We start from the raw sequence: 7,471 nt of genomic DNA, 5'->3' as shown, positions 1-7,471 counted from the left end.
CGCTCAAGTCGCGCACCTTGCCTAAATCCCTAAAACGCTGGCTTGGCAGCGATTCGGATCGTCGGCCGCTTGCCATTGGCGGCTATGGCGAGTGGAATGCGGCAGTGGTTTCAAAAAAAGCAGGCACCGTGAATTCCCTTTGATTTTTTGATCTGCAGCCATTTAAAAAAAAGGGTGGGATGTTTAAAAAAGTATCGGCCGGCCTCTCACTGAGCGACAAGGTGGCTCGCGACTTGCTGCAAAAGATCGAGTCAGGCGAATTGCCGCCCGGCACCAAACTGCCAACCGAGCCGGAGCTGTCCAAGCAGTTCGGCGTCAGTCGGACGGTGGTGCGAGAGGCGATTTCCCGCCTCAAGAATGAAGGCATGGTCGACTCGCAGCAGGGCAGCGGGGTCTATGTGTCAGAACAAAGCCAGTTGCGGCCGCTACGCATCAAAGTGGAGGACGCAACTTCGCTCGAATCAGTGATGCAAATCATCGAGTTGCGTCGCGCCATTGAGGCGGAAGTGGCCGCCTTGGTCGCGGTGCGCCGGACCCCTAAGCATTTGGAAGCGATCGGGCAAGCCCTGGCCGCGATTACGGCCGACATGACGGCAGGCGGTAACGGCGTACTGGCTGACGTGGCATTTCACCGAAGCATCGCGGAAGCGACAGGCAATCCGTTCTTGCTCAAGACGCTCATATTCCTCAACCAGTTCCTTGAGGCGGCGACCCGCGTGACGCGCTCGATCGAAGCGCGCCGTGACGATTTCATGCGGGAAGTGCGGGAAGAGCACGAATCCATCGTCGCGGCGATCCGCGCCGGCGATGCGGTAGCCGCCAGGGCGGCAGCGCAGACCCACATGTTCAACGTGGCTCGCCGCCTTGCGCAGGGCAGCGCCGACAATGCACCGGCGCGCCAACAGGCCGCTGCTCAGCCCGTTGGGAAAAAAAGTTCTTCATCAATTCAGTAACAGGTATTCGATATGTCCAAAAACGAAAAAGGGTGGATTGTCTTTATCAAAAACATTTCATTTGCCGCGAAATAAGTTTCATGTCGCATAGCAACCGCCAGGGTTCCCAGAACAATATAGCGGAGCCCGGATTAGTAGAGGAGAAGAGGTGATGGATTTTTTTGTAATTAATTTTCAAGTATTGTTTTCCGGGCTCGCGCTTGGTGCAATATATGCCCTCGTTGCGCTCGGATTCGTCCTGATCATCCGCGCCACCAACGTGGTGAATTTCGCACAGGGCGACTTTGCCATGCTAGGCGGTTTCGCGATGGTAGCCTTCCTCGGAGCCGGTCTTCCCTATTGGCTGAGCATCCTTCTCGCGCTGGTGGTGATGGGGATTATTGGCATGATCTTCAATCTCGGCGTGTATTACCCGCTGCGTCATCGCTCATTTTTGCCGGTCATTATCAGCACGCTTGGCGCATCGATCTTCCTGCAGAACAGCGTGCTTTATTTCTTTGGCCCCCAGCCAAAGCCGATGGAAAGGGTCTTCAAGACGCAAGGAATCGAAGTGGGCGGCGTGTTCATGGACACGCAGTATCTGGTCATTCTGGCGGTCACCGCGGTCGCGGTCGCCTTTCAGTACTTTCTCTTCGAGCGCACCTTATTGGGCAAGAAGCTGCAGGCGACCTCGCAAGACAAGGATATGGCGCGACTGGTTGGCATCCCCGTGGCGTGGATGATCGCTTTCACCTTCATCTACAGCGCGATCCTGGGCGGCGTCGCCGGCATTCTTGTCTCGCCGGTACTCTTCGTATCGATCGGCATGGGTTCGATCATTGCACTGAAAGCGTTCTCGGCGACGATCATCGGTGGCTTCGGCGATGTGACCGGGGCCATTGTCGGCGGCCTCTTGCTCGGCGTGGTGGAGAGCTTTGGCGCGTACTATATTTCGGTGCCGTACAAGGATGCCTTTGCCTTCCTGCTGTTATTCATCTTTTTGCTGGTCAGGCCCCAAGGTATTTTCGGCGAAAAAATCTCGGAGAAAGCATGAAAGACTTATCCTTTCTCAACAAGCCAGTGCCTGTGCCCGGCAAACCGGCAAGGTCCGGTTCCGAAGCAAGTGTTTTCAAACCACTCGCTGCAGTAATCGTGCTCGGGGTTCTGGTAGCGCTCGTGCCGTTCTTTTTTCAGCTCAGCCCTTATGTGCTGAATATATTCATGCAGGCGGTGACGTATTCGATTGCCGTCCTCGGCATGACCGTGGTTTTGGGCTATACCGGACAGATCAACCTGGCCCAGGCGACATTCTTCGGGTTGGGCGCCTATGCAGTCGGACTAGGCACGGTCGTGCTCGGACTGAATTTCTGGATCACGCTTCTGCTTGGCATCGGCGTGGCGACCGTGGCGGGGTTCGTGCTTGGGCTTACCACGCTTCGGCTGGGTGGCCATTATCTCGCCATGATCACGATCAGCTTCCAGCAAATATTCGATCTTGTCCTGCTGAATTGGGCCGGTGTTACGGGCGGGCCGGATGGGATCTCCGGAATCGAACGGCCATCCTTGTTCGGCTACGTGCTTTCCGACGACCGGGCTTATCTTTTACTGTGCACTGTCGTACTGTATCTCGCAATCTATTTCGTCTGGTGGTTGCCGCACACGCGGACGGGACGTGCCATGCGTGCAGTGCGGGAGAACGAGTTGGCTGCGGAAGTGACAGGCGTGAATACTCTGAGAGTCAAGGTCATCGCCTTTACGCTTAGCGCAACCTTGGCCGGCATAGGCGGGGCATTCTTTGCGGCGGGATTTGCCTACATCAGCCCTGACAATTTCAATTTTGCTCGCTCGATCGAGTTTCTGACGATGGTTCTGCTGGGCGGCGCCCAATCCCCATTTGGCGGTGCGTTCGGCACCAGCTTGCTTATCCTGCTGCCGGAATGGCTTCGCTTCCTGAAGGAAGTTTACCTGGCGGCCTATGGTCTGGCGGTCATTCTGATCATGGTGTTTCTGCCTACCGGCATCTGGGGGCTGATCAGTTCCCGGATGGTCAAGTACAGGAAGCCGGTGCCGATCGATGTCAGCGACATTGCGGCGCTCGACCTGGAGATTCCAATTACCGATCCGGCGCCGATACTCAAACTTGAGAATGTCCAGAAATACTTTGGCGGGGTCAAAGCAGTCAACGGGATTACCCTGGAAGTGGCACGCGGCACGGTGCATGCCTTGATTGGTCCGAATGGCTCGGGCAAGACGACCACGCTCAACGTCCTGAACGGCATCTACAAATCGACAGCAGGAAAAATCGTTTTCGATGGCGTGGATATCACCGAAAAATCGCCGCATGAACGGGCAGGGTTAGGTATCGGGCGCACCTTTCAAAATATCCGGCTGTTTCCCGCGATGTCGGTGGTCGAGAATGTCATGGTGGGCGCCCAAAGGGAGAATAATCCGATCGAGGCCGGGCGCAAGGCATTGCGTGAACGCGCCTTGTCTGCGTTGAAATTCGTCGGCATGGCAGACAAGGCCGAGGTGATCGTGCAGAACCTGCCTTATGGCCATCAGCGGTTGGTGGAGATTGCACGCGCCCTGGCGGGGCATCCCAAGTTCCTGTTGTTGGATGAACCGGCGGCCGGGCTGAACCAGACTGAGAAGAATGAGCTGGGTGGCCTGCTGAAGCGGCTGAGGGGACACGGGCTGACGGTCTTTCTGATTGAACATGACATCGGCTTGATCGAGCAGGTTTCGGACAAGATCACGGTGCTCAATTTCGGGAAGAAAATCGCGGAAGGCGATCCGTCATACGTGCTGCGCCATCCGGACGTCATTGCTGCCTACCTAGGGGACACCTCTCATGCCGCTGCTTGAACTTCGTAACATCCAGAGTTCTTACGGAAACGTACAGGCACTCAAAGGAATTTCGCTTCATGTCGAGCGGGGCGAAATCGTGACTCTGCTCGGAGCGAACGGTGCGGGGAAAAGCACCACCTTGCGCAGTATCTCCGGACTCGTTCCTGTCACGAGCGGGGAAATTTTATTCGAAGGCAAGTCGATCAACCGCACATCGCCGGAGGAAATCGTGCGGCTGGGCATAGCGCATGTGCCCGAAGGACGACGCATCTTCCCAGGGCTCACTGTCAAAGAGAACATCGTGATCGGCAGCTCTGCGCGCGGCCATCTGCCCCGCCGGCAGATGGAGTCGGAAGTGGAAGAGATGTACGAAATATTTCCTGACTTGAAACGGCTTTCCAATGCGCTCGGCTGGAGCCTTTCAGGGGGCGAGCAACAGATGCTCGCCTTCGCCCGCGGCTTGATGTCCAAACCGAAGCTGCTTTTGCTGGATGAACCCTCGCTCGGGCTGGCGCCGATCATCGTACAACAGCTTTTCGCAACGATCCGCGAGATACGCGCGCGAGGTATGACAGTATTGCTGGTGGAGCAGAACGCAAATATGGCGCTTTCGGTTGCTGACCGTGGCTATGTAATGGTGACGGGCAACCTGACGGTGGAAGGAACGCCTGCTCAACTACTCAACAATGAAGAAGTCCGAGCCGCATACTTGGGCGGAGGAAAACACGCCGAAGTCGTATGAGCTCAACGCCAGTGCTGGCGCAACATGCGTTTGATGGATTTGGTGGTGCATAAACGCAATGCAGCAAAGCAAGAAAAACAAACGCGTAATGAAATATCCATATCAATTTAATTTTTTAAAAAGTGAAATGTAAAGGAGACAGTACCCATGGAGAAAATTGCGGTTATCGGCGCGGGGCTCATCGGCAGTGCATGGGCGACGGTATTTGCGCGTGCCGGTTATTCTGTCGTGCTGCACGATGTAAATCCCGAAGTGATGACGTCGGCACTCATTGCCATTAACGCCAATCTCGCCAAGCTTTATGTCGCTGGCTTGATCACGGAGCAGCCTGAAACAGTGCTCCAGCGCATCACCACCGCCCCAACACTGGAGCAGGCGGTGCGAGGTGCAGGATTGGTACAGGAAAACGTGCGCGAGACGGTGGCGGCAAAAAAGGAAATATTTGCCGAACTTGACCGGCTTGCTGCTCCGGATACGATACTTGCCAGTTCCACCTCGGGCATACCGGCTTCCAGCTTTACCGCCGACCTCAAGAGGCGCGCACGCTGCCTGGTCGGGCATCCCATTAACCCACCCTCGCTGGTGCCGCTGGTTGAACTGGTGCCGGCTCCCTGGACCGATCAGTCAACCATGGAGCGGGCGCGCGCCCTATATGAAGGCGCTGGGCAAGTGCCGATCATGGTGCAGCGCGAGATCCAGGGTTTTATCGTCAATCGGCTGCAGGGCGCGCTACTAAGCGAGGCGTTTCGCTTGGTGGAAGACGGCTACGTCAACAGCGCTGACGTGGACAAGGCTGTGAAGGATGGACTGGGACTGCGTTGGGCGTTCATGGGGCCATTCGAAACGATCGATTTGAATGCGCCCGGCGGCATTCGGGATTATTGCGAGCGGTACGGTCCGCTTTACCTCGATATCGCCAAGCAAGCGGAGCCACGCGTATGGAATGACGCCTTGCTCGACAGGCTGGAGCAAGAACGACTTCAGAAATTGCCCGCGAGCGAGCGGCCCGCGCGCCAGCTCTGGCGCGACCAGCGTTTGATGGATCTGGTTGTGCATAAGCGCAATGCAGCAAAGGAGGGTGAATGAACGCATCTTGAAATATCCGTATCAGATTGGTTTTTCTAAATATTCTTAAGGAGACACGTATGAAAAGTAGAATTTCTTCACTCTGTGCCGTTGCGGCGCTGGCCGCCGTTTCACTGCAAGCCCAAGCCGTCGATTCAATCAAGGTCGGAATGATGACGGAGAGCACCGGACCGAATGCGGAAGCCGGTATTTACCAGATCAATGGCGCGAAGATGGCGCTGGAAGAGGTCAACAATGCTGGCGGGGTGCTGGGCCGGCCACTCGAGCTGCGCATCGAGGACAACCAGAGTACCAACCCAGGATCCGTGCTGACCGTGTCGAAGCTTACCAGCGGCGGCGACATGACAGCACTTATCGGATCGGTCCGCAGCACGCAAATACAGGCTGTTTCTCCGATAGTACTGAAGGTCGGCCTGCCGATGGTGGTTGGCGGTACCGACTATCGCCTGACCCATGCGGGCAATCCCTGGATCTTTCGAGCGCGTCCTAACGACGGCTATTCCGCCAAGGTCATCGCCGACTACGGTGTCAATACGCTGAAACTGAAAAAATGGGCGATCGTGCATTCCACCGATGCCTTTGGCAACGGCGGCAAGGACAACCTGATTGAGACGCTCAAGGGAATGGGTGTGACGCCGGTGACGGTGCAGGGATTTACCAGCAACTCGCAGGACTTCACACCGATTGTGCTGGCAATCAAGCAGTCCGGCGCCGATGTGGTGTCGACTTACATTGCCAACTCGACCGACGTGGGCATTTTCGCCAAGCAGTTGCGACAGCTTGGCGTCAATGTTGCCTGGGTCGGTTCGCCATCGATATCAACCGATACTGCAATGAAACTGGCCGGCGATGCGCTATACGGCACTTTCTCGATTGCAGACTTTGCGGTTGAATCGAGCCCTGAAGCGCAAGCCTACGCGACGAAATACAAGGCCAGGTACAAGCTTGAGCCGGATTTGTACTCTTCCTGGGCGTATGACGCTGTAAAAATCCTCGCACTGGCCATCAAGAACGCCAACAGCACAAAGCCGGTCGATGTCAAGAAAGCCATTCACAACATCAAGGATTACAAAGGCGTCGAAGGCACCTATACGTTTGACCAGAACGGCGACGGGTTGCACGGCTATAACATCGTCAAGAATGAAAAGGGGAACATCGTATTCGTGAAGCACATTGATTTCACGCCCAAATAATAACGCGAGAAACTGCTCGCCCGGGTCCTGCGACACCAGCGAAGTGCCAATTGCGCCGTATGACAAATACCGGTCAAGGCGATCAGCAGCAAGCTCTCCCGTCTCGGAGAGCGGCCCGGGCAGTGTTCCAAGGTGAAGATGACCAACCACTGATGGCTGGCGTGCATATCGCCGCGGCGGCCGAAGCGATGGCCTCGGGACTGAAAGAGCGCGCACTGAAAAACAACTGAAAGACTTGGGTGTTACCGCTGATGAGCCTTTGACCAGCCTGCCGTTGATCGACTGACCAGGCATTGCCAGCGACAACGGGGCGCTGGTCGTAACTTTGTGCCTCAAATGGGGTGGTCAATTAAATCCCGGAAGCCTAGTCAAAATTTGGTTGGCAGTAACACATCGTATTTCTTGATGTACTGAGTCGGCCCTGCAAAATCCCCCGAAACCCGCATGAATGTTAGGTTCTTCGGGTAAATGCGGTAGCGAAAAACTCTCAGGAACAGGAGAATATCGATTCAGAAACTGAGAGTTTTGACGATATTCTGAAGGGCTAGCCAATGACCGACGACTTCTTTCGCAGCCGGCTCGAACAGATGATCGACAACAACCATCCACTGGCGGTTTTGGCATCACGACTGCCTTGGGAAAAGATGGAAGCTGGCGTGGCGCCGCAGTTT

Annotated in this window: 6 protein-coding genes; all 6 read left to right on the top strand. The window is 55.8% G+C overall.

The features are described 5' to 3' along the window. The first annotated feature begins 179 nt into the window (after window positions 1-179). The 6 genes from B3F77_RS14440 to B3F77_RS14415 all read left to right on the top strand — a co-directional run bounded on the left by B3F77_RS14440 (window position 180) and on the right by B3F77_RS14415 (window position 6,800). Window positions 180-953, top strand: a complete 774-nt coding sequence (locus B3F77_RS14440) for a FadR/GntR family transcriptional regulator (protein WP_293605628.1) — start codon at window positions 180-182, stop codon at window positions 951-953. Between the two features lie 151 nt (window positions 954-1,104). Next, window positions 1,105-1,986, top strand: coding sequence for a branched-chain amino acid ABC transporter permease (locus B3F77_RS14435; protein WP_293605627.1), 882 nt, complete (start codon window positions 1,105-1,107; stop codon window positions 1,984-1,986). Continuing rightward, window positions 1,983-3,797, top strand: coding sequence for a branched-chain amino acid ABC transporter ATP-binding protein/permease (locus B3F77_RS14430; RefSeq protein WP_293605626.1), 1,815 nt, complete (start codon window positions 1,983-1,985; stop codon window positions 3,795-3,797). The genes B3F77_RS14435 and B3F77_RS14430 overlap by 4 nt, the downstream gene beginning before the upstream one ends. Beyond that, the gene (locus B3F77_RS14425; RefSeq protein WP_293605625.1) at window positions 3,784-4,521 is read left to right on the top strand and encodes an ABC transporter ATP-binding protein; all 738 of its coding nucleotides are present in this window, start codon (window positions 3,784-3,786) and stop codon (window positions 4,519-4,521) included. The genes B3F77_RS14430 and B3F77_RS14425 overlap by 14 nt, the downstream gene beginning before the upstream one ends. A gap of 147 nt (window positions 4,522-4,668) precedes the next feature. Beyond that, on the top strand, window positions 4,669-5,607 hold the full coding sequence (locus B3F77_RS14420) for a 3-hydroxyacyl-CoA dehydrogenase (protein WP_293605624.1): 939 nt from the start codon (window positions 4,669-4,671) through the stop codon (window positions 5,605-5,607). A 59-nt stretch (window positions 5,608-5,666) separates the two neighbouring features. Next, window positions 5,667-6,800 (top strand): ABC transporter substrate-binding protein, encoded by a 1,134-nt coding sequence (locus tag B3F77_RS14415; RefSeq protein WP_293605623.1) that lies wholly within the window; start codon window positions 5,667-5,669, stop codon window positions 6,798-6,800. Window positions 6,801-7,471 lie beyond the last annotated feature (671 nt).

This window comes from Polaromonas sp. UBA4122 (assembly GCA_002381615.1).
Classification (GTDB): domain Bacteria; phylum Pseudomonadota; class Gammaproteobacteria; order Burkholderiales; family Burkholderiaceae_C; genus Polaromonas.
This window is presented reverse-complemented; position numbering and strand designations above follow the sequence as displayed.